This window comes from Sphingopyxis sp. YR583, from assembly GCF_900108295.1.
Taxonomy (GTDB): domain Bacteria; phylum Pseudomonadota; class Alphaproteobacteria; order Sphingomonadales; family Sphingomonadaceae; genus Sphingopyxis.
Genome location: NZ_FNWK01000003.1, coordinates 177,375 through 197,112 on the forward strand (window position 1 = coordinate 177,375; position 19,738 = coordinate 197,112).

The 19,738-nt window shown below is 60.9% G+C and carries 26 protein-coding genes; 13 read left to right on the forward strand and 13 right to left on the reverse strand.

All coding sequences use genetic code 11. The features are described 5' to 3' along the window. Positions 1-56 precede the first annotated feature (56 nt). From BLW56_RS16445 to BLW56_RS16460, 4 genes are all read right to left on the reverse strand, one after another. Entirely contained in the window at positions 57-2,150 is a 2,094-nt protein-coding gene (locus BLW56_RS16445) for an Atxe2 family lasso peptide isopeptidase (protein ID WP_093511793.1), read from the reverse strand. Beyond that, positions 2,150-5,122 (reverse strand): TonB-dependent receptor, encoded by a 2,973-nt coding sequence (locus BLW56_RS16450; protein WP_177175995.1) that lies wholly within the window; start codon positions 5,120-5,122, stop codon positions 2,150-2,152. The genes BLW56_RS16445 and BLW56_RS16450 overlap by 1 nt, the downstream gene beginning before the upstream one ends. Positions 5,123-5,195: 73 nt before the next feature. Next, the gene (locus BLW56_RS16455; RefSeq protein ID WP_093511795.1) at positions 5,196-6,233 is read right to left on the reverse strand and encodes a FecR family protein; all 1,038 of its coding nucleotides are present in this window, start codon (positions 6,231-6,233) and stop codon (positions 5,196-5,198) included. After that, complete coding sequence (locus BLW56_RS16460) at positions 6,230-6,739, reverse strand: RNA polymerase sigma factor (protein WP_143043489.1); 510 nt, start codon at positions 6,737-6,739, stop codon at positions 6,230-6,232. Before BLW56_RS16460 ends, BLW56_RS16455 begins: the two co-directional genes overlap by 4 nt. 221 nt (positions 6,740-6,960) lie before the next feature. Here BLW56_RS16460 and BLW56_RS16465 point away from each other — a divergent pair, with 221 nt between their 5' ends. After that, positions 6,961-7,629, forward strand: coding sequence for a hypothetical protein (locus tag BLW56_RS16465; RefSeq protein ID WP_093511797.1), 669 nt, complete (start codon positions 6,961-6,963; stop codon positions 7,627-7,629). Here the strand turns inward: BLW56_RS16465 and BLW56_RS16470 are convergent. From BLW56_RS16470 to BLW56_RS16485, 4 genes are all read right to left on the reverse strand, one after another. Continuing rightward, positions 7,626-8,435 carry a CPBP family intramembrane glutamic endopeptidase gene (locus BLW56_RS16470; RefSeq protein ID WP_093511798.1) on the reverse strand — a complete coding sequence of 270 codons (810 nt, stop codon included), beginning with the start codon at positions 8,433-8,435 and terminating at the stop codon, positions 7,626-7,628. The two genes, BLW56_RS16465 and BLW56_RS16470, sit on opposite strands and share 4 nt — an antisense overlap. Positions 8,436-8,485: 50 nt before the next feature. Further along, positions 8,486-8,785 carry a hypothetical protein gene (locus BLW56_RS16475; RefSeq protein ID WP_093511799.1) on the reverse strand — a complete coding sequence of 100 codons (300 nt, stop codon included), beginning with the start codon at positions 8,783-8,785 and terminating at the stop codon, positions 8,486-8,488. Positions 8,786-8,864: 79 nt separating this feature from the next. Further along, positions 8,865-9,572, reverse strand: a complete 708-nt coding sequence (locus BLW56_RS16480) for a hypothetical protein (RefSeq protein WP_256203571.1) — start codon at positions 9,570-9,572, stop codon at positions 8,865-8,867. Between the two features lie 215 nt (positions 9,573-9,787). Then, positions 9,788-10,276, reverse strand: a complete 489-nt coding sequence (locus tag BLW56_RS16485; RefSeq protein WP_256203572.1) for a hypothetical protein — start codon at positions 10,274-10,276, stop codon at positions 9,788-9,790. 176 nt (positions 10,277-10,452) lie between these two features. On the opposite strand from BLW56_RS16485, the gene BLW56_RS16490 reads away from it, so the two are divergent. From BLW56_RS16490 to BLW56_RS16520, 8 genes are all read left to right on the forward strand, one after another. After that, a complete protein-coding gene (locus tag BLW56_RS16490) occupies positions 10,453-12,480 on the forward strand; it encodes a M13 family metallopeptidase (RefSeq protein WP_143043490.1) in 2,028 nt (675 codons plus the stop codon). 27 nt (positions 12,481-12,507) lie between these two features. Continuing rightward, a complete protein-coding gene (locus tag BLW56_RS16495) occupies positions 12,508-13,122 on the forward strand; it encodes an MliC family protein (protein WP_177175996.1) in 615 nt (204 codons plus the stop codon). A gap of 25 nt (positions 13,123-13,147) precedes the next feature. Beyond that, positions 13,148-13,759, forward strand: a complete 612-nt coding sequence (locus BLW56_RS16500; RefSeq protein WP_143043491.1) for a hypothetical protein — start codon at positions 13,148-13,150, stop codon at positions 13,757-13,759. 420 nt (positions 13,760-14,179) lie between these two features. After that, complete coding sequence (locus BLW56_RS16505; RefSeq protein ID WP_093511804.1) at positions 14,180-14,386, forward strand: cold-shock protein; 207 nt, start codon at positions 14,180-14,182, stop codon at positions 14,384-14,386. 14 nt (positions 14,387-14,400) lie between these two features. Continuing rightward, complete coding sequence (infA, locus tag BLW56_RS16510; RefSeq protein WP_093511805.1) at positions 14,401-14,658, forward strand: translation initiation factor IF-1; 258 nt, start codon at positions 14,401-14,403, stop codon at positions 14,656-14,658. Positions 14,659-14,682: 24 nt separating this feature from the next. After that, a complete protein-coding gene (locus BLW56_RS20670; RefSeq protein ID WP_177175997.1) occupies positions 14,683-14,826 on the forward strand; it encodes a hypothetical protein in 144 nt (47 codons plus the stop codon). A 16-nt stretch (positions 14,827-14,842) separates the two neighbouring features. Then, the gene (locus BLW56_RS16515; RefSeq protein WP_093511806.1) at positions 14,843-15,049 is read left to right on the forward strand and encodes a hypothetical protein; all 207 of its coding nucleotides are present in this window, start codon (positions 14,843-14,845) and stop codon (positions 15,047-15,049) included. Positions 15,050-15,134: 85 nt separating this feature from the next. After that, the gene (locus tag BLW56_RS16520) at positions 15,135-15,392 is read left to right on the forward strand and encodes a hypothetical protein (protein WP_177175998.1); all 258 of its coding nucleotides are present in this window, start codon (positions 15,135-15,137) and stop codon (positions 15,390-15,392) included. Between the two features lie 175 nt (positions 15,393-15,567). Here the strand turns inward: BLW56_RS16520 and BLW56_RS16525 are convergent, their stop codons facing one another. Genes BLW56_RS16525 through BLW56_RS16540 form a run of 4 tightly spaced genes read right to left on the reverse strand, consistent with a single transcriptional unit; the run spans position 15,568 to position 17,006 of the window. Further along, positions 15,568-15,837, reverse strand: coding sequence for a hypothetical protein (locus BLW56_RS16525; RefSeq protein ID WP_093511808.1), 270 nt, complete (start codon positions 15,835-15,837; stop codon positions 15,568-15,570). A 27-nt stretch (positions 15,838-15,864) separates the two neighbouring features. Continuing rightward, on the reverse strand, positions 15,865-16,098 hold the full coding sequence (locus tag BLW56_RS16530) for a hypothetical protein (RefSeq protein WP_093511809.1): 234 nt from the start codon (positions 16,096-16,098) through the stop codon (positions 15,865-15,867). After that, a complete protein-coding gene (locus BLW56_RS16535) occupies positions 16,088-16,378 on the reverse strand; it encodes a hypothetical protein (RefSeq protein ID WP_143043492.1) in 291 nt (96 codons plus the stop codon). The genes BLW56_RS16530 and BLW56_RS16535 overlap by 11 nt, the downstream gene beginning before the upstream one ends. Next, a complete protein-coding gene (locus tag BLW56_RS16540) occupies positions 16,371-17,006 on the reverse strand; it encodes a hypothetical protein (RefSeq protein ID WP_143043493.1) in 636 nt (211 codons plus the stop codon). Before BLW56_RS16540 ends, BLW56_RS16535 begins: the two co-directional genes overlap by 8 nt. A gap of 578 nt (positions 17,007-17,584) precedes the next feature. Between BLW56_RS16540 and BLW56_RS16545 the strand changes: the two genes are divergently transcribed. The 4 genes from BLW56_RS16545 (at position 17,585) to BLW56_RS16555 (ending at position 19,271) form a co-directional block, all read left to right on the forward strand. Further along, a complete protein-coding gene (locus BLW56_RS16545; RefSeq protein WP_143043494.1) occupies positions 17,585-17,890 on the forward strand; it encodes an antitoxin Xre/MbcA/ParS toxin-binding domain-containing protein in 306 nt (101 codons plus the stop codon). After that, entirely contained in the window at positions 17,887-18,111 is a 225-nt protein-coding gene (locus BLW56_RS16550) for a hypothetical protein (RefSeq protein WP_093511812.1), read from the forward strand. The genes BLW56_RS16545 and BLW56_RS16550 overlap by 4 nt, the downstream gene beginning before the upstream one ends. A gap of 95 nt (positions 18,112-18,206) precedes the next feature. Beyond that, positions 18,207-18,341 (forward strand): hypothetical protein, encoded by a 135-nt coding sequence (locus BLW56_RS20960; protein ID WP_256203577.1) that lies wholly within the window; start codon positions 18,207-18,209, stop codon positions 18,339-18,341. A 171-nt stretch (positions 18,342-18,512) separates the two neighbouring features. After that, positions 18,513-19,271 carry an NYN domain-containing protein gene (locus tag BLW56_RS16555; protein WP_093512065.1) on the forward strand — a complete coding sequence of 253 codons (759 nt, stop codon included), beginning with the start codon at positions 18,513-18,515 and terminating at the stop codon, positions 19,269-19,271. 84 nt (positions 19,272-19,355) lie between these two features. Here BLW56_RS16555 and BLW56_RS16560 read toward each other — a convergent pair whose 3' ends face one another. Then, a complete protein-coding gene (locus tag BLW56_RS16560) occupies positions 19,356-19,733 on the reverse strand; it encodes a response regulator (RefSeq protein ID WP_218140540.1) in 378 nt (125 codons plus the stop codon). Positions 19,734-19,738: the final 5 nt, after the last annotated feature.

Here is a 19,738-nt window from a genome sequence, read left to right on the forward strand (position 1 = left end):
GGCCGAAAGCGGACAGCCCGCAATCGGCTTCAGACAAATGCAAGCGGACTTAAACATCAATCCCGCTGAAGTGCCCGGAGCGCTATCCATCGTTCGCCATCGACACGATCTTCCGGATATTGGCCCAACAGCCAGAAATTGAACCACTGGAGGCTTCGGCGATAGATCGCGAAACGGTGAGCCGGCTGCCATTTGATATGGTGCTCGTCGGCAAACACGCGAAGATCGACGGGCTTCTTGGCGGCCTGCAGCGCGAAATAGGCCGGAACAGCCATACGAAACTCATCGTCCGCGAGTTGCATCAAAATTGGCACCCTGACGCGGGCCGCGTTGTCGAGGAGCGAATAATCGCCCCAAAATTTGTTGCCATCGGTCCCTCGTGCGGGATAACCCCAGCTCATGAGATCGCGATAATATTCCTCGCCCACACTCGCATAGTTCGACATATCCTCGCAGCACGAGCTCACGGCAGCGGCATGGAATTTGACGGAATTGAGGAGCGCGAACTGCACCGTCGATGCGCCATCGCTTAACCCGGTGATGCCAATTCTGTCAGAATCGACGAGGCCTTCGGCGACGAGTTCATTTATCCCGGCTTCAAGCGCAGCCAGCACTCGCCGACGGTCGGCCCAGCCTGCCACGTTGATGCGCATGCTATCTTCCCAGTTGCTGGATGGATGGCTTTCAAAGGCATCGGATGGTCTATGAAAACTCAGCACGGCATATCCGGCCCTCGTAAAGGCAAATATGGGATACTCATCGCCCGTTCCTCCGCGCAGGAACCCGCGACTGCTGTACTGGACAATAATGAGGGGCAGCTTATCGCCGCGCCGGTGTGATAGCGGGAGCACTAGATCGCCGAAGGCTTCCCCGCCTGGGAACTTCCAGACGCGGCGTTCGACCGTACCGAGCGCAATCCGGGCGAACTCGGGATTAGGGTCGTAAACATTTCTTATCGAGCCGCACTCGATATTGATTGCGACGACATGCCGAGGTCGCCGGGACGTTTCCCTCGCGCACAGCAGTTCGTCACCCGCTATGTCACACCCGAGGAGAAGGTCAGCAGTCGACATGATCCGCTTCGGGTGGCGCGCGCCGGGGCGCCAGCGATAGAGGCCGAGCCGGCTACGCAGCGCAGGCCCCTCGCTTCGCATGAAGAGCAGATCGCCGGCACCAGTCCACCAACTCGAGATCAGCGACCCCTTACAGCTTTGGGCAGCACATGAAAAATTGCTGCCGTCAACTCTGGCACGAAGCTGGAGCGGCGAGTGGATATTGTCCATTTGCTCGCGCTCCGCCCAGGCAATCCTCCTGCCGTCTCCTGACGCGGAAGCCTGGACGGCTTCTGCGGGACACTGCGACGGACAAGCTGACAGCAAGGCTGATCCCTGCTCCGGGGGAACCGGCTTTTCCGTATTCCCCGACGGGTCAAGGCGAGCATATGTGGGCGTGTAGTCAACCGCAGGATATGGCCGCGCACCAGACATCTGCCACACCCTATGATCGAAATGATATCCGCTTCTTCCCTCTTCTTCGATCGCGGCTCGCCCATCCGAGAGCGGCTGGTCCGACACGATGAGCAGGCTGCCATCTTCGAGCCATTTCAGATTAGCGATCGAAGCGATCTTTGTCGGGAGCGGCTCGGCTCCGCCCCCATCGGCGCGTGCTCGCCAGACGCGCGTGACGCCGGCGTCCCTGCGAAGATAAGCCACCCATTTCCCGTCGGGTGACCAAGATGGCCCCACCGGCAGGATCACGCCGGCGGCGAAACCCGCAAGGCGGCGATTCGAGAATGTTGCCTTGATGAATTCACCGCCCTTGTCGGCGACGACCGGAGGAGCTTCACCCCGAAGGCTGATAATCAGCAAAGAGAGGCAATAATCGTTCGAGACGGGATCCGCTTCGCGGATCTGCAGCGCAATGTTGTGCCCATCTGGCGAAACCGCGATCAGCGAATCATTTGCCGGATGAGATCCGAAGCTCCCGAAATCACGAAGCCGGACGAGCCTTTGAGCCAGATCTTCCGGCGACAATTCTGTCCCCGGCGCCGCTTCTGCTGGACCAGCGTCGGAGCAATTCGCATGGGCATATGAAGGCCACAGCAGGCCAAGAGCCACGGCAAGCGCGCCCTGCAAGAGCCGGAAGCGCACTACCAGCTCTTGGTGAGTTGAAGCGAGACCACGCGACCGATCGGATTGGCATTCTGGGGATCATATCCGACCGCCGTAATACCGTTGAATGAAAAGGCCGCATAAGGCGGGTCGCGGTCGAACAGATTTGTCGCGCCGAGCGACAGGCTGAGTCCGGACAGCGCTCCCTTCCGGTCAGTGAACCGATATCCGACCTGCGCATCGATTGTGAGCCAGGATTTGACCCGCTCAGCAGGGGCCAGGATATTGTTGCTGTAATGGCCGGTATAATTTGCTTGCGCGGACAATGACCAGCTATCGCTGTTCCAGCCGACAAGGCCGCGCATCCTGAGTGCGACGGGATTGTTGATCGTATCTAGCAAATTCACATAGGGCGCGGTCCCGCTCGCGGCCTGCTTCATTTGCAGAATATAGGTGCCGTCGATCCCGATGCGCGCCATCCCGCTCGCGAGCGCCGTCCGATACTGGATGTCGAAATCGATGCCCCTCTGGCGCGTCACCGCGAGATTCTGCGTCTGTGCATCGATGAAGACGTCGACGTCCGATGCGTCAAGGCCATAGAAATCGAGAAAACCCGGGCTGTTGATATAGGATTCCAGGAGTGCCAGCGGCGGCGCGTCGACAATCAGGGCTTGATAGGAGGCCCGATTTCTCAGCATCTGGAAAAGCACCGGCGTCAAGTCGACGATCCGGTCCTTGTACCGGATATCATAATAGGTTGCGGCAATCCGCAGGCCAGGAAGAACGAGCGGTTCGATATCGGCGCCGAACGTGAAGGTCCGCGCCTTTTCCGGCTTCATTCCAAGCTTGTTTCCCCGAATGAAGAGTGCGTTGCTCGTACCTGTCGGCGACGCGGGATCGTCAAGCGGCGTAATGAAGGAGACGTTGGAGAGGTCGTCCTGGACGAGATCGGCAAATCCGGGAGCGCGGAATGATGTTCCGAAACTTCCCCGCAGCCGGAGGCCGTCGATCACGACCCAGCTGATCCCGAACTTGGGATCAAGCGTCGCTCCAAAATCATTATAATGCTCACGGCGCACCGCGCCGGAAAGCGTGAGGCTTCGAACCCCGGGAATATCGTTATCTTCACCGACGACGGGCGCAACGAGCTCGGCGAAAAAAGCTTCGATATTGCGATCGCCGTCCGACCCGGCATTGGAGAATGTTGGCTCGAGGCCATATTGATCGGACCGGACGTTGCGCCTGAATTGCTCACCGCGGTGCTCATATCCGAGCGCGAGACGAGCCGGTCCGCCCGGAAGGTCGAAGAGCGGACCATCGGCCTTGAGCGAGCCCGACCAGAGGGTCGAACGGCCCCGGCTTTCTGTCGAACCGCGGATATAATCGAGGACCGCCTGGCTGCTATTCGAGCCCTCGCCAAAGGGATTGAACGCGGTCGCCGGGTCCGTTCGCCCTGCCGCAACTCCAACCCGGGCAAAGTTCGGAATGTTGATCGTCCGGAAGACTTCGCTTTGCCGCCCGAACGTACCGCGCAGGTCGATAGCCCATGGTCCCCGGCGGAACCTCGCACCGGCTGTGCCGCTGATGGCCTCGACATGGCCAAGATCGGTCCGTGGGCCGAGATCGTCGGTGAAATCATAACGGACGCTGATCGGCATCCCTGTACCGACCGGATCCACATAGAAGGGGTTGGCGGCCGTCACGACGATGCTGGATTGATAGCCGGCAGGATTTACGCGGCGCGCAAAATTCCGCCGTGCGTAGAGACTCTCGACATCGAAGGTCAGATTGTCACCCACGGCCTGCTCCACGCTCCCATAGGCCGAATATCGGGTCTGGCGCGGAAGAAGATCGGCATTTTGCCAACCATCTTGTCGATTTTCCGCGCCGCTTACGAGGTCTGAACCGGCCAGGCTGCGTCCATCCTGGCCGGCGGGAATCGCAAAGGTCTGTCCTCCGGCTGCAATCGTTCCGGGATTGGCGAATTGGGATCGAAAATCGCCCCCTCCCCATCGCCGAAGGTCCTGTGTGGCGAAATCCCGATCACTCGCCGCAAGCGCCCCGCGACGATTATATTCCAAAGCGAGGACGGCCCGGCCCGACGCCCATTTGGCGCCTGCGATCTGACTAATCTGCAGCTCGTCAAAATCGCCGTCAGCCGTCGCATAGCGCAGGCTGGTCTCCAGTCCCGTGAAATCCCGGCGCGTCAGGATATTCACGACCCCCGCAACGGCATCCGAGCCATAGATCGCCGATGCGCCATCGGCGAGAACTTCAATCCGCCTGATCGCGCTCACCGGGATCGTCGATATATCCGCGAATGTGCCAGATATGCCTCCGAGCGCGGGCCTGCTGCCATTGACGAGCACGAGGGTCGATGACGGCCCCAGTCCCCGCAGGTTGATTGTCGAGCCATAGGCCGCATTCTGGTTGGCTCCGCTGGCCCCAGTCGCCCCCGATGTCGCCTCATTCGCACCGCCACCATAAGCCTGCGGGATCGACTGGAGGATTTGCTGTGTCGTGGCGTAGCCGCTGCTATCGATCGCCCGCCGGTCGATCGTCAGGATGTTGGCGCCGGGCGGCGTAGTTCCACGGATGCGCGACCCTGTAACAATGATTTCGGCTTCTTCCGGCGTGGCAGCGATAATCTCGCCGTCAGTCGAGCTGCCCTTTCCCACCTTGCTCACCGCAGTGCTCGCGACGACCAAGATGATGCCGCGCGGCGAACGCGAAATGGACAGCCCCTTCCCTTCTATCGCAATCGCGATCGCACGCTCCGCCGTATAGGAGCCCTGCACGGCGTTGCTCCGTTTCCCACGGACGACGTCGCCCCGGAAAATGACTTGCTCGCCCGATGCGGCGGCGATCGCCTTAAGCGCGCTCCCCAGATCCTGTGCGGGAATCGTCATTGCGACGCTACGGGCCTGCGCATGCGCCGCAGCCGGTAGCACGAGACAGGCAGCAAGAGCCGAAGTCCCGAGACGAAGATAGATTGCGCCACGAATGGTCATATGATTGCCCCCTTTTCGATCCGCATCCTGCGGACTGTCGAATTGGAGACGCGCAAGCTTCGATTTTGCGAAATCAGTCGCCATCAGCGCCGGTCAAGACGATCTGGCGGCCGCTCCGCTCGGCCTTCAGGCCATAGAGCGCCTCGATGCCATCGACGAAACCCTCGGCGTCGCCGGCATTGAACGCCCCGCTGACAAGGATCGCCGCTGCCGGCCCCCGGACGACCAGCCGATGATCCGAATAGCGGTTGACCCTTTGCACGGCGAGATCGAGCCTCTCGTCGGTAAAGACGAGCTGGCCGCCTTCCCACGCCAGCGAGCGAACGGGGTCGGCATCCTCGACCGCGGTTTTCGCCCGCGAGATGTCCAGAACCAGCGCCTTGCCGGGAACGAGAGCCTCGTCAGCCGCGAGGCCGCGATCGTTCCTTACGGCGCGCGGCGGCCGGTCGCGGGGGCCATCCTCCAGAACCGCGACATGGCCTTCATACAGAACCACCCGCAATTGCCCGGTGACAAGCTCGACGCTGAAGGCGGTACCCGTAGCCACGACCTGCTTCCCGGCGGCGGTGACGGCGAACGGGCGCCGCGGATCTTTCGCGACATCGAACTTCGCTCGTCCCGACAAGAGCCGCAGATTCCGCCTGGCGTCGTCATATTCGACTTCGAGCCGGCTGCTGGCATCGAGCGAAACACGCGACCCGTCCGCAAGCATGAGGACACGGCGTTCGCCGATCCCGGTGACGTAGAGATCGGCGCGTGGCCAGACTTGATAGACGAGGCCCGACACCAACAACAGCAGACACGCCGCCATGGCCACCAGAAGCGGGCGCCGCAGCAGCAGCATCTGGCCTTCCTTTTCCCGGTTGGCATCGCGCATCGCCTGCAGCGCGTCGGCGCGCAGATCGATCAGTTCGGGTGCGTCCGCTACCTTCCGCGCGTCGAGCAGGATGGCCGCCATGCGCTCGAAGGCGGATCGATGGCGCGGATCGGCGTCAAGCCAGGCTTCGAACGCGAGCTGGTCTTCCAGTGCGGGCAGTCCGTCGGCCACGCGGTCGCACCATTCGGCCGCCTCGATGACGACATGTTCGGGCGCTGGATCGGAGGTGCTCATGTTTCAGTGTCCACTTCGGCGTACAAATGCTCCAGCGCCCGCCGGATATGAATTTCCACCATGCGAATTGTGAGACCGAAACTCTCGGCTACCGTCGCCTTGTCGATATTTTCGATACGGCAAAGCACGAATATGCGCCGCGTCTTGTCAGGCAGGGTCTCCAGCGAGCGCGCAAGCTTGCCGAGCCTCTCACGCCCCGAGGCTATCCTGTGAGGATCGAGTGGATCGACCCCCACATAATCCTCAAGGCGCTTTTCCTCGCGGTAGGTCGCCCGCACGCGGTCGCGCCGAGCCTTATCACGCAGGAGATTGGCGGCGATCGCGAATATATAGCTATCGGCGGACCGGACCGATCGCTCGCCCTGCTGCGCCAGGCGCACGAAGACCTCCTGCGTCATGTCTTCGGCCTCGGCCGAGCTGCCCACCCGCCGGAAAAAGAATGCAGTGAGAGCCATCCGCAATCGCGGATCGTCACTTTGCCACGCCATTCGTTCGACTTCGCCCAATTGTCGCGCTTCCCTTGTCCGTCATGACCATGACGCACAAGGCTTCCAATTGCGAAACGCGAAATCGAAATTTCTGCCGATGGCCGATTGTGGACTAGCAGCTTTCCGGCGAGATTGAGCGAAAGCGGACGCTCAGCAATCTGCCCAGACTGACACTGGACAACGACAATTGGACATCAACGCTCTAGGGTGCGCTATCTGCTGTACAGGGGGTTAGAGCCATGAACCTGTTCTCTATTCTGAAGTCGTTGGACGAACTCCTCTATGAGGTCATGTCCTGGCTCGTTTTCTTCCCCATCACGCTTTGGAGGATCATTCGGCACCCTCTCGACATGATGAACTATTCGGACGTCGAGCAGCAGGACGCCGAGAGCGATCAATATACCGATACCCTTAGCCCGCCGCTTTTTCTGCTTCTCGCCCTAATCATCAGCCACGCTCTCGAGATCGCGCTGGTCGGCGAGAATGGGCTTATAGCGAGCAAGCATGGCCTCGCATCGCTCATCTCCAATGACACAAACCTCATCGCGCTGCGGATTGTTCTGTTTAGTCTGTTCCCGTTGGCGATGTCTGTGCGGCTGGTCCGCGGCCTTCACCTCCGCCTCGATCGCGACACGCTGAAAGCGCCCTTCTACAGTCAATGTTATACGGCGGCACTCTTCGCCTTGGGTACCGGCCTCGCGACGCTGCTGATCAGCCAGCACGAACTCAATGTTCAGCTGGCTGGTCTCGTCCTGCAAATCGTCGTGCTTGCGTGGTACGGCATATTACAAACGCTGTGGTTCTCGCGTCATCTGCGGGTCGGAAAACTGCGTGGCTTCGTGCAGGCGTCCTGGGCTATGGTCGAGGCTGGTCTCGCCTCGATCATCGTGGCCTTTCTCTTTACCTAGCCGCGCAGCGCGGGCCGATCGACGACCTCGGACAAGTGGCCAAAATCGCGGCTCACGTGACGCATCAGAAACAGGCCGTACAGGAAGAGCGGAAGCACCAGCAGGACCGGCGCCGCCATCGCCAGAGGTGAAAGGATCGGCGCCGCCTGGGGTGTTGCAGCCGTCGGCATTCCGACGAACAGCGAGAAATCCCAGAGCGCATGAACAATGATCAGCGGATATAGTGAACCGGTCCGGATGCGCAGTGCCATGAACAGCACCCCGCTCATGAAGGCCGCAAAGGCTTGCAGCAGCGCCGGCACGAGATCGCCGGTGATGAAGACATTGAGGGCGTGGATCAGCCCGAACAAGATGCAGCTCAGCCAGATCGCTTTCCAAATTGTCATTCTCGACAACGCGCCGCGGAAGAGGATGCCGCGAAACATCAGCTCTTCGGAAATCCCGACGAGCAGAGTGTTGACGAACACGAAGGCAATCGTCGCGGCAGGCGGGAACCCCCGTAAAGCCACCGATGCGAGGATCGCTACGATATAGGCGAGAGGTAGCCAAAGCAGCAGCAGGGCGCGCTGCGGCGTCGGCGGCCCGAAACCGATCCCGTCCCAACGCAGCCACGCCATGACGGCGAGCAGGAAGGCCGGCGCCACGACAAGGCCGATGACAATCCGCTGACTGACGAGGGCCTCGAGCGAAATCGCGCCGCCCGCTTGTGCGACGTCGAAGCCCATTGTGATGACCGCCCAGCCGAGAAAAATCGCCAAGGCGATGCCTAGCTTGCCATGGACCTGCCGACCGGTCGTCGCGTTCATGCTATCCCCCTGCCGACGTCACGGCAAAAAGCCGCCATTATTGGGCCGACCTAGCCGCCTTTGACCTGGCAGATGCCATTGGCGCGTTTGGGTCCGGTGTAGGAAACGCTCAGCGATCCATCGGGATTTTTGCTCACCGAGATCGTCACCTTGTTCAGCGTCGCCTCGAAATAATTGGGATTGCTGATCTTCAGCTTGGCTTCCTTGCCGTTCAGATAAACGGGACCGCCCTCATCGGCGTGAACGTCGATCTTGCCGGGGCAAGTGGCGTTGAAGAACGGCACCTTGGCTTCGGCGGCGATCGGCACCGAAGCGGCCGCGATCAACGCAGCAAAATACAACATTTTCATATCATTCTCCCTTGGCAATCCGATCTTCGGGCCCCAGCGAGCCGCTGCTGTCAGCAGCGGCTCAACCGGAGGGGCCGGATCAGCGACATTTGGGATGGGTTCCGATGTCGCGGATGTCGTAGACCTGGCCGTCGGCGACGGTCATCTGAACGCATTGGTGCGTGTCGCGACGGCTCCAGATCGTGTACGCAGTATTGCCCGATTTGAAACCGTCGACATTCTTGAAGCCACGCCGCGTCAATTCCCCATCGGCGCCCGAGGCACGCGCGCCGCTGAGGTCGCTGATATCGACCGACGGATGATAACCGCCACGGTCGGGCTGATATTGCCGATAGCTCAAATTGCTGCTGCGCTGCTCGACGCCGGCCGAATAGCCGCTCGAGTAGGAATCGTTACGGCCGTAATTCTGGTAGGTTGCTCCGTGCAGCCCATCATTATAGCCGCGCTCATATTGCTGCTCGGCGCCCGCATCCGAATAATGTTTGTTGTCGTCATGGTCGTGCGACTTGTGCGCCAGGATTGCGCCCAGCACTGCGACTGCGGCGACCCCGGCGACGACCGCGCCAGTGTTGTCGCCGCCCTTCTGGTTACAATCGCCTTTCGACCCGTCGCGGATATGAGCGAAACGCCCGTCGCGCGTTTCGACTTGCAGGCAGTTCTTGTCGCCGCTGTGCCACCAATAGCTCGTTTTGCTATCATAGCCGCTGCTGCCCGTGATAAAGGTAAAGCCGCGGCCTTCGAGTTGGCTTTCGCCGGAACTCGCTTTCGCCCCGACAAGGTCGCTCATCTGACTTGCGCTTCGGGCCATGGCCGGTGCGATCCCGCCTGCGGCGAGTGCCGCGCCTGCTGACAATCCGATAAGAATGCGCCGCTTGTTCGCCTGCATAGGTCTTCCCCTGCTCAAAACGCATCCTCAAGGATGCCCACGCGCCAGCGGCCCGAACATGACGCCATCATCATCCGCGCGGAGAGCTTTGCTGCTCGCCTGTCGCGAAACGAATATCAAAAGCGGCGGGTGTTCCCGCCATTATCCTCGGTGCAGCTGCCGCTGAAACCCGACATGCCCTCGATCGACACATGGCCGGTCACCCGGTCGATCCGGATCTTGGGCTTGTTGAGGCCGTTCAACCTGTAGCGGCCGCGGATTTCACGCGGGCCCACCTCCAGGTCGGTTATCTCCCACCAGCCGTGATCGCCGCCTGAATGCGCCGGCGGGATCAGTTTTTTGGGCAGAAAGATGTGACCATATCCGCCGTGGATATCGACTTGCACCATGGCGTCGAATTCCTGGCGCGATATGATCGTCGAATAATCGCTGTCGAATTCCTTATGACGTCGGTTCCAGTGTAGCGTCGTCATCGTCTGTGCCTGAGGGCGTGCGCCCTCGCCATAACAGATGAGATGAAGGTCCATGCCGCCATAATAGCCGCGATCGTCCATATCTTCGGATGGCTGGGCAGCCAGAAGCAACGCCAATGCGGTCAACAACATCGTAAAGTCTCCCCCTCCACAAAAAGCTTAAGGTATACAGACGTTTAACTAGTCAAATATCGACTCGCCGCTGAGCCTAGTTTAGTTTAATGATATCGGCAAGGGCGCCAAGGCATCTCGAAAATGTCATAAATTTACCTTGAAATTATTCAATCATTTCAATGTAGGGGGCTGGCGTGACTCGGATTGTCGTGATGCTTTCGGTCGCTGGCCTTTGCGCCTGTCTCTCCGCAACTGCGCTTCGCGCGGAGACAACTCCCCCCGGATGGGGCGTCGATCTGTCGGCCATGGATCGCAAGGTCGATCCGGGCGACGACTTCTATCGTTACGTCAATGGGACTTGGCTCGCGAATGCGAAAATACCTGCCGACCGCGGCTCGATCGGGATCTGGACCAATTTGATGGACAGCGCCGACGAGGAGGTGCTGGCGATCCTTGCCGACCTTGCGCCGGCGCCCGCCAAACAGGGCCCTACGGGACAGAAGGTTTATGACTTCTACTCATCCTACATGGACACCGATACGATCGAGGCCAATGGCCTCAAATCGCTGAAGCCCCTGCTCGCCGAGATCAATGCCGTATCGAACCGCCGCGCGCTGATGGCGGTAATGGCGAAGCACGAAATGCCGCGCCCGATTTCGCTCGGAATCCTCAACGATCCCGGCGACGCCAGCCATTATATCGCGGCGATAGCGCAAGGCGGCATCACGCTGCCATCGGCGGAATTTTATTCGAGCAGCGCCGATAGCCACGTCAAGGCCCGCGTCGCCTACCGCCGGTATGTCGAGCAGATGTTCACCCTCGCCGGGATCAATGATGCAGCGAAGCGAGCTGATCGGGTCATCGCGCTCGAAACAGCTATAGCAGCGGCGCATTGGGAACCGACACGGACGCGCGACATCCGTCAGATATATAACGTGATGTCGCTCGATGACCTGCGGACACTCGCGCCCCAATTCGGCTGGGACGGCTGGCTCGGCGGCCTTGGCCTCGCAGGGCAAAAGAAATTCTGGGTCGCCACCCCCTCGGCCATTGGAGCGGTGGGCTGTCTGCTCGATACGGTGCCGCTCGCAAGCTGGAAGGACTATCTCACCTTCCAAACGATCGACGGCGCGGCGGAGTATTTGCCCGAGCGGTTCGAAAATGCGCATTTCGCTTTTCATTCGACGGTGCTGAACGGCGTCACGGCCGCCCGCCCGCGGTCCGTTCGCGGCATGGCCCAGCTTAACAGCTTCCTCGGTGACGGGGTGGGCCAGCTCTACGCCAAACGCTATTTCCCGCCCGAAGCGCGCACCGAAATGGCCGAGTTGATCGGCAATCTCGAAGCCGCGCTGGGCGAGCGCTTCCGCTCGAACCCGTGGATGGACGACGCGACCCGCAAGGAGGCGCTCACCAAATTGTCGTTGTTCGAGCCCCATATCGGCTACCCCGATCAATGGATCGACTATTCCAGCCTGACGATCGATCGCAAGGACCTGCTCGGCAACGTCGTCCGGTCGGTGAATTTCGGCTGGAAGGAAGATCTGGCCCGCCTCACCAAGCCGGTCGACCGAAACCGCTGGCCGACGACGCCGCAGACGGTGAACGCCTTTTATCAGGCGACCACCAACCAGATCACCTTCCCCGCCGCGGTCCTTCGTCCGCCAATGTTCGATCCCAAAGCCGATCCCGCCGTCAACTATGGCGCGGCGGGCGCAGTGATTGGGCATGAGATCGGCCACGGCTTCGACGACGGCGGGCGTCGCTATGACGGCACCGGCGCGCTGCGCGACTGGTGGACGCCCGAGGCGAGCGCGAAATTCGAGGCGATAGCGGCCAAGCTCGGCACGCAATATGCGGCGCAGGAACCGCTCCCCGGTGTCCATATCAATCCATCGCTGACGATGGGCGAAAATATCGGCGACCTCGGCGGGTTGGAAATGGCGTGGACTGCCTGGCGCCGCTACGTCGCCAAAAATGGCGAGCCACCGGTTATCGACGGCTTCACTGGCGACCAGCGTTTCTTCCTTGCCTGGGCGCAGGTGTGGCGCGGACTGATCCGCGACGATCTACAACGCCAGGTGCTCGCGACGGACGGGCACAGTCCCAATTATGCGCGGATCAATGTCGTGCTCGCGAACATCGACGGCTGGTATGACGCCTTCAAGGTTACACCTGACGACGATCTATACATCGCGCCCGAAAAGCGCGTGCGTATCTGGTGAAGAATGACAATCGAAAGGAAGTCCAAGATGTCGACATTCAAAGCAATCGCCTTCGCCAGTGCCGCCCTCTTGCTGGCCGGTTGCGGTAGCAAGGCCGATAAGGAGGCGCCGGTAAAGGCCGACGCCGCTGCGCCCGTGACCGCCGACGCCCAACTCGCGGCGCTCGATAGCGAGGTTGCCCGGCTCCAGACGCTCGCGGTAAACGACAAGCAGGCAATCCCTGAGGTGCTGAAGGCCGAGAGCGCCTTTGCCGCCGCGCGCGAAAAGTGCGGTGCGGGTGCGGACGCGAAGGCCTGTCTCGTCCCGCTTTACGCCGCCCGCGCGCATGCGCTGCGCGAGGCATCGGCCGGCGCACGCGCTGAAGATCCCAAGTCGATCTCGATCGGTCCGCTGCCACTCAAGTGCGACGGCATCGATGCGCTGATCTCGGTGAGCTATCTCAATGCCGATCCGGGCGTTGCCTATTTGACATGGGGCGGCGACAAGTCGGCTACGCTGACACAGGAAGCCAGCGGGTCTGGGGCCAAATATGGCGGCAAGGACGCGAGCGGCACCTACAGCTTCTGGACCAAGGGCGACGAAGCGATGCTGGCGCTTCCGGGCGCGGCGGAAGCGAAGTGCAAGTTCGAGACCGCAGGATAAAGCGGGCCGAGACGGGACAATGCTTGTGGGCAAGCCCAGCCATCCCAAGCCGCTTTGGTGGGCGGGGGCATTGATGTCACTGGGTATGGCCGGCTCAGCCGCAGCATTTATCCCGCCGCCACCGCCCCAGAGCGGCGTCGATTGCAACGCCACGGTCTACGCCATCGACACGGTCGTGTGCGACGATCCCGACCTTCTGGCCATGGACCGCGCGGTGCAGCGCGAGACCATCGACGCTGGCGCGGAACCTCCCGAGAGCATGTTCTTCGAGGCACATGAAACCTGGTTCCGCCGTCGCGGCCTTTGCGCGATGGTCGAAGCAGCTCGCGATTGTGTCGCCGCGGCCTATTCGGAGCGCTTGGCGATTCAGAAGGCGTTGCGGACGAACCCGACGCCTGCAGCGACCGAAATGAAATGCAGCCCGCCGCCTTGGAATGGAAGCGTGCGCGCTTCGATAACGCCGGAATGGGTTGCTCTGCTCGACAGCAAAGGATCTGTGCGGGGAGTTGCGGTTCCCACCACAAAGTCAGGCTGGCGACCCGTCTTGGGAATCCTGAAGTCCGGGACGAAGAAGCTGGAATTGCGCAGCGCCAATGGAGGGATCCGCTGCCAAAAAGGGAAGATGGGATCCCGGTAGTATATCACGGCATAAGTGGTCGGTGGAGACAGCCACCAAACAAAGAGAGCGGACGCTCCGGTCGCTTCGGCGCGCTCGCTCTCTAGGGCATCGATATTTTTGGCACACTTCGAAATGGCCGACAGAAAAACGCCTGAACCGCGGACAAGGATACCAATAAAAACGCTTGATTAACCCCAATACGACAAGTCTTTTCCGCTATTTCGAAAGTCAATATTCTCCCGGATATTTTGAGAGGTAACGCTAAAATATATTGAAAATCCTTGACTTTTCAAAAATGATGCTCCATATGCCATTTGCTAACGTCGCCTGCGACGGAATTTTGATACCCCGATCGGGGCGATTCTTCCCTTCTCACGCTTCCAGCTCTGTCGGTGCTTTTGCCGGCGGACACCCTGTTTTCGTGAAAGGAAACATCCAATGCCGATCGGCACAGTCAAATTCTTCAACAGCGACAAGGGCTATGGCTTCATCTCGAATGAAGACGGCTCGGGCGACAGCTTCGTCCATGTAACCGCCGTCGAGCGCGCCGGAATGGCGACGCTGGGCAAGGACCAGCGCGTCTCGTACGAACTGGAAACCGGTCGCGACGGTAAAATCTCCGCGGTTAATCTCGAAACGGCCTGACCGGCCTTTCGGCGATGGCCAAGGAAGATGTCCTCAGCTTCGAGGGCTCTATCGAGGAAATTCTGCCCGACGGGCGGTTCCGGGTCACCCTAGAAAATGGCCATCGGCTGATCGCCTATACCGCCGGACGGATGCGACGCTTTCGCATCCGTTCGGTGGTCGGTGACGCCGTCCGCGTCGAGATGACGCCCTATGACCTGACCAAGGGCCGGATCGTCTATCGCGATCGCGGACCCGGCGGTCCAGCCGGCGGCGCGCACAAGCGCCGCTGACGCGTGCATTCCAAGAAGACCGATATGTTTCAGACCAATAGCATTCTACCCGCGCTCGCCGGCCTCCCGCTGGCAGGCAATCCGATCGTGATAGGCCGCACGCCGCGCCGTTCGCCAACGCTCTCGCGCCGCGAACTCAAGCGGCTGATCGCCGACATGATCGACTGAACGAAAGGAAAGTGCCGTGGCAGCAACCAGCGTCGATTATCGCGAACACGCCGAGCGATGCGAGGCCGACGCAGCCGCGGCGGACCTGACGGAGGTTCGCGATCGCAATCTCCGTTCGGCGGCCGCATGGCACGCGCTGGCCAACCGACAGTTCAAATCCGAGCAGGCCCGGGCCGACAAGGAACGACTTGCCGAGGCGGTCCGCGCGCAATGCCTTGCCTGACGTCGCAAACAACGCGCTGAATCGCGGTCGGCCGACCGCGTCCACGTTGCTGTCGAACTCGAAACTCCGGATAATTTCAATGGATATGAACCAGCTCTTTTATCATCACCAGATGGCGGTGATCGCCGCCGATCGGACACATCGCAAAGGCGAAGCGCCCGCCCGCTTTGATCTGCCGAACCATTATGCGCGGCGGATCAACGAGTTCCGTGCAAAACGCGGACTTGAACCTGATTTTGTCGGGTATAGCAGCGCACATGCACGGCGACCCGCCCCGATGATAAATGCCGGATCAGATGCGATAGCGCTCGACATCGCCCAGCATCGGCCTATCGTCATATAACAAAGGCTTTCCTCGCGACCCGGGAAGCCAATGGGCTTCCTTTGGTCACGACCGCAGAGGATGAAAGGGCTTCGCATGCAGATGCGAGGCCCTTTTGCGACGGAACTTCATGATCCTCCTGAGCAGCCCTCACGATATCCGGCGCGGTACGAAAGTTGGAATTCCCGCGCCCTCTTCAAACGCGCGGGAGCGACAGCAAGGCTATCGGCGGGAATCCTCCACCATCGACGGTGAGATAGAAGCGCCGCGACGAGCCATGCGATAGCGCCACAATACCGATCTTCTCTTCCTGGAACCAAATCCAGAAGCGATGGACGCCGCCCTCTATCCAGTCGACAATCTGATCGACCAGAAACAGGCTTTCACCGACTTTTACCGCCTCGATGTGGTGGAGCCGGCCATCGACGCCGCCTTGCCGGATGCCGGTGATTTCATAATCGGCCATCGTCGCTTCTCCTGCCCCCTCCGGACTTCAGTAACGCACCGGCACGATACGGATCCGGTCGATCGCGCCCGGCGAGGCCCGCGACCGGGCGATCGCAGCGGCCCGCAACGTATCGAGCGTCAACAGGTCATACCCCTGCTCGTCCGGCTGCATGGCCAGATCGGTTTCGACAACGAGGATGACCTTGCGCGCCAGGCCGTCGATCTCCCATTCGAACCAGGTGCGGATGATATGCCGTTCGGCTTCGTGGTCAGCCGGCATGTCGGTCTCCCCCGATCATCGCGCGCGAACGGATCTCGCGTTCGACGATTGCAAAGCCAGCGTCGCTAAGCGTCGCGATGGCGATCGGCCTCCCGAGCAGTTCCGCGCACTCGCCGTTGAGGAACGCCAACGCCGGATCGCGCCCGCCGAGCAACTGAAATGCGAGCGTGCTGATCGCGCCCTGACGCCTTGCTTCTTGCGGAGGAAGCGGCGCGAAGGATCGTCGCCGCCTGAACGGATTGGTATTTGCACGTGCCGGCATCTCTTTGCTGTCAGACATCATTGGCCTGCCTGCCGGCGGTCGAGGTGCTCCCGCGCTGACGACGAAGCGCGGCGCGGGCATCCTCGATATTGTTGTAATGGAAGCCACCCACGCTGAACTGCTCGAGATAGCTCCGCGTGATGCCCTCGTCCGACTGCGAGCCGAACGGCCGCAAATGCGCGGCCTGCCGGTCATCGGAGGCGGGAGGAGGCAGGTCGTCAGCCAGCTTCGCAAGTTTTTCCTCATCGAGATCGAGAGCCTGATAGATGTCGTGCCCGATGACCCACAGCGCTTCGTGGAGATCGGTCAAGCGCTCGACGATGCCGTCCAGCGCGCATGCGGTGCGCTCGGCTTCGGTCATGGCCAGCGCCCGATTGACGAGAAGTTCGGCGACCAGCGTGTCGCCAAGAAAGACGGGATAGGCGTCGCGCTGTCCCGAGGTCGGGGGATCTGCCCGCGGGCCGCCCTCTCGATCGGCCATGGGTGTCGAACCGACGCCGAGGCCGCGCCGCGCGCGATACTCGTCAATCCGTTTCGCATAATAGCGCGGAAGATCGAAATTGGAGGCGGGGCGCCCGTCCCGGTGAGCCCGGTTCGCGGCGATCAGCGCCATCTGGTGATGATAGAGAAGTTGATTGAGATCCATGGACAGCTCCCGTTCAGCGGGAGCGCGTTGGTCTCTCAGTCGCCTGCATGCCAAAGGAAGCCAGCGATGTTCGTTAGATGGGCCGTCGCATCAGCATTTACAAGACATGTTCGATGCACCTTTAACGATCCGCGCCGCTCATGACACCACTCGGGCGGCGATTATGGCTGGTGGGACCTCGAAAATCTCGTGGTCGGGCGCGACCAGATCACCGCCACGATCGCCTCAACGGAATGAACAAGCCCAAAATTGCCGTCGACCGCCGGACGGGACTCATCACGGTCAAGGCGATAACCGACTTCTCCGGGCGATGCGACGTCGGCAACTGGGGCAACGGCCAGCGCCGATTCTGAATCTGGTGACCGAAGGCGGCAGCGAATAGCCGCCGCCTTTCGCCTATTCAGGAATAGCCGATCGCAATCATTCCGTTTTCGCGATGGATCGAGAAAGCGGTCATGCCGACCGCCGACCTCTTACATCCCGGCTTTCAGGACCCATATAGGGGTCATCGCGGCACGGACATTGTAGGCCGCCGCGGCTGAGAGACAGCGCGCTCCCGCTTACGAAGGAGGCGCAGCATGAAATCCGAAATTCACGAGGTTCAGGATTCATGCCTGGCCGAGACAGCAGCAGCCAAACGACGGTCGAAACTTGTCTTCCGTCCACGCCGCGTTGCTATGGCGCCCGATGCCGCGCGCCGGCAAGGGAATATCAGTCAGCTCGCCTTCTTGCTGCTCGGTGGCCGCGATCCGGCGGTTTCCTTTCTCAACGCCGAGAATGACGAGCTTGGCGGTCGCCCGTTGGCGGTGGCGACTGCAAGCGCCGAGGGCTACGTCCGGGTGGCGGCTGCTGTTCGGGCCAGACAAGGCGGCGCCCCGTCATGAGCCGCGCGATGAACCTGTCCCTGCCCGAAGAGGAGGTTCGACGCCTTTGCCTTGCGCAGGGCGTGAGCATCAGCGCGATCGAGCCGCTGCAGTCGGGCGGCACCCGTCTCGTCTGCACCGCGAGTACAGGTGCAGAGGAAATGCGGCTGCGACTTCGTGGTCATATCATCGAAGGCAACGTCATACGGCACCGCTTCTATCGCCCTCCATCGTCGCGCTGAAACCCGACCCACTGCGGTGAGCCACGCTTCGGCTCCTTCCCGGCTCGCGTAACCGGATCGAACAGCCGAGCCCATTCACAACGGAGAGATATTCCATGGCCAAGTCGCAGAAACGCAGCAATCGCGAAATCCGCAAACCCAAAGCCGCCAAGGCAAAGCCCCCAACGATGCTCGCTGCCAGGGAGGCGTCAGCCGTGAAAATAACGGCCAAGCCGAAAGACCATAGCTAACGCAATGAAGGAAAGGCGTGTTTCAGATGCCGAACCTTCGGCCGCGGCGTATAAGATATCGGCGTCGATATTTTCCGACGGGCTGATGGGCGCTGGTGCTTCCTTCGACGCATTGTCAGCATGTGGCGAAACGTTATGGCGGGACCGCCAGGAAGGCTGCATAAGGCCATGATGGCAATCGAACCGCGCTCCCCTCGTCTCGCCGTCCTGATCGATGCAGACAATGCCTCGGCGCGCATTGCGCCGGGTCTGTTCGAAGAAATCGCCAAGATCGGCGAAGCCAGCGTACGCCGCATCTACGGCGACTTCTCGAGCACCAGACTTAAAAGCTGGGCGGATATCCTCGCGACGCACGCGATCATGCCGCATCAGAACTTCGCCTACACCTCCGGAAAAAATGCTTCGGATATCGCACTCGTCATCGACGCCATGGACCTCTTGCACAGCGGCCGGTTCGACGGCTTCTGCCTCGTTTCGTCCGACAGCGACTTCACGCGGCTGGCGGCGCGCATCCGCGAGCAGGGTGTCGATGTTTACGGGTTCGGCGAGCTCAAAACCCCCGAAAGCTTCAGGCAGGCATGTCGCCGGTTCATCTATACAGAAAATCTGCTTCCCGAAGCGCCGGCCCCCGCCGAGCCAGGCAAGCCCGACACGCGCCCGGCGTCCACCACCCGCCCTCTTCCCCAAGCGACCGCCCTTATCAAAACCGCGATGGCACAGCTTGAAGACGATGATGGCTGGGTCGCCCTCGGCGGCGTAGGGCAACGTCTGGCGGTGCTCAGCTCCGACTTCGATCCCCGGACCTATGGCTATGCCAAGCTCGGCGACCTCGTCGAAAAAACCGGTTCGTTCGAAATCGACAGGAGCCGCGGACGGGGTGTTTACATCAGGATGAAGAAAGCCGCGCGACGCCAGCCCAGACAGGCCTGAGTGACGGTTCCACTCGCCCTCCTGAGAAATGGCAATTCATTTTGCTATCCACCGGAACGGCTCGCCAAAATCCACAGATCCGGGTCAGCCGGCCATATTCACTAGCGCTTGTCCAACGCGAACCGGATCATAAGGTTTGGCGAAAAACAGGTGACCCGGGCCGAGATCCAGTTCTTCTTCCCGGCAATGTCCCGAGGTCAATATGATCTTTATGGGCGGCCAGCGATCACGAATTGCGTTGGCGAGCTTCATCCCGTCCATCGAACCGGGCATCTGGATGTCGGTGAAGACGATGGCGATATCCTCGCGGCTTCCGAGGATCAAAATGGCTTCGTCCGCGTCCGCTGCCTCGATCGCTTCGAACCCGGCTCTCTCGACGAGATCCAGCGCAAGCAGGCGCAGGATTGGTTCATCCTCGACGACCAGCACAATCGGACGGCGCAACGGCATCGACTGGCCCATGATCT